Source organism: Neisseria sp. P0021.S007, from assembly GCF_051956855.1.
The window spans coordinates 1-1,616 of sequence record NZ_JBQCXA010000051.1 but is presented as its reverse complement, the minus strand read 5'-3'; the positions used below and the strand labels follow the sequence as shown (position 1 = coordinate 1,616).

The window sequence follows — 1,616 nt, the reverse complement described above, 5'->3', positions numbered from 1 at the left end:
GGTAAATGGAGTTAATGCTGCTTCGGTTTTGCCGTTGTAATGGGCGTAAAGGATGTTGCCGTAAATGGCATGGCGGCTGAATCGAAATTGGACGGCATTGTGTTTTTTGGTTTGGCACGGAGGCAGGTATAGGACTTCCGCCATCAGTTCGGTTTGGCCGGATGCAATGGCTTTATCGATATTTTTGCTTTTAGGTGTTTTCAGACGGCCTGTTTTGGCTGGCGCAGGGATATTTTGCACCTGTTGCAAATAGGCTGTTTGATTGCGGAAATAAAGTGTCAGTAAGGCTTCTTCCGGCGTGTTAAACCGAGTCAGGCCGTCTGAAAAACGATAGCTGACGAGGATGGGCTTGCTGGTTTTTTGTGCCAAATTATTCAGAGTTTGATGAATGCTGTACGCATCCGGCGTATCTGGCGAAATAATGCCGAGCAGGGCTTGAGTATGTGGATTTTGTAATTGTTCGAGCGCTAGACGGTGGATGCGTGCAGGCGTGGGATTGCTGCCGATGCAGCCTTGTCGGATGGATGGGGCATCAGTTGGGAGGTCGAGGGTCAATTCACAGGCATTGGCGGTGCTGCGCAGCCATTCTATCGGCGTGTCGGACAGAATGGTGGGGTTGGTAATGACGGGAATGCCGGAAAGGTGGGCTTTTAAGGCCGCTTCCAGTTCAGCGGTATTGAATACCGGTTGGAAATTGCAATGGTGGCTGAGGCTGCGCAGGATGGCTTTGTCTGTGTCGTCGGTATGGTGTGTGGACAACAGGATAAGCGGAGTGTGGTGTGTAAAGTGACGGATGGCACTGAACAGCTCGCGTTGGTTTTCGGCCGGGTTATAGTGGATCACGGCAACTTTGGTATGGCGATTGTGGCCGAAGCGGTTGAGCCAGTCGGCGGATGTAGTAGGGCTTAGATCATAGTTGAGACTAATGTGGCGCGATACGCCTTGATGCAGTGTGTTCAGCAGGTGGTTGATGTTGCGGCTGACGGTGCTGTGGCCAGTCAGTAACGCGATATGGCCGGCTGGATAGTCGGTTTGGGTGCCGATGTTGAGGTTGAGCGAGGGGAGTTGGATGCCTGCGCTGTTGCACACGGTGATGTTCAATTCGTCACCGTGATATTTTTGAATGATGGAACGGGCGTTTTTACAGGATTCGGGCGGCAGGTTTTCCCAATCTTGAATCAGGATAATGTGGCGCAGGTCTTTTTTGCGGCAAGCTTTGAACAGTGAGTCGTAATGATCGGGCGGGATAACGGCAACAACCAAGTCGGCTTGGCCCGGGATTTTGCTGAGGCTGGAGTAGTAGGGAATGCCTGCGACACTGCTGTGTCGAAGATTGACGGGGGTGATTTTGCCTTGATATGAAGAACCGAGCAGATGGCTGAAAATGCGTTCGCCAAGGCTGTGCGGACGTTCGCTGGCGCCGACGAGGATGATGTGTTCAGGCATGAAGAAGTAGCCGGTTTGGGCAGTTGCGCTCATGATGGTTCCTTATTTGTGTTTTTGGCCGTCTGAAAAGTTTCAGACGGCCTTATTTTTAGACTTCTTTTTTGTCTCCGGCTTTCTTTTTGGGAAGGATGAAACGCATCCTCAGGCCGTTGGGTTTGACATTTTCAGCA

1 protein-coding gene is annotated in these 1,616 nt (G+C 51.4%); it reads right to left on the bottom strand.

What is annotated here, in order from left to right; translation table 11 throughout:
- Positions 1 to 1,479, bottom strand: a 1,479-nt coding sequence (locus ACTHUR_RS10990; RefSeq protein ID WP_440398591.1) for a CoA-binding protein, incomplete at its 3' end; no start/stop codon positions are given.
- Between the last annotated feature and the right edge of the window lie 137 nt (positions 1,480 to 1,616).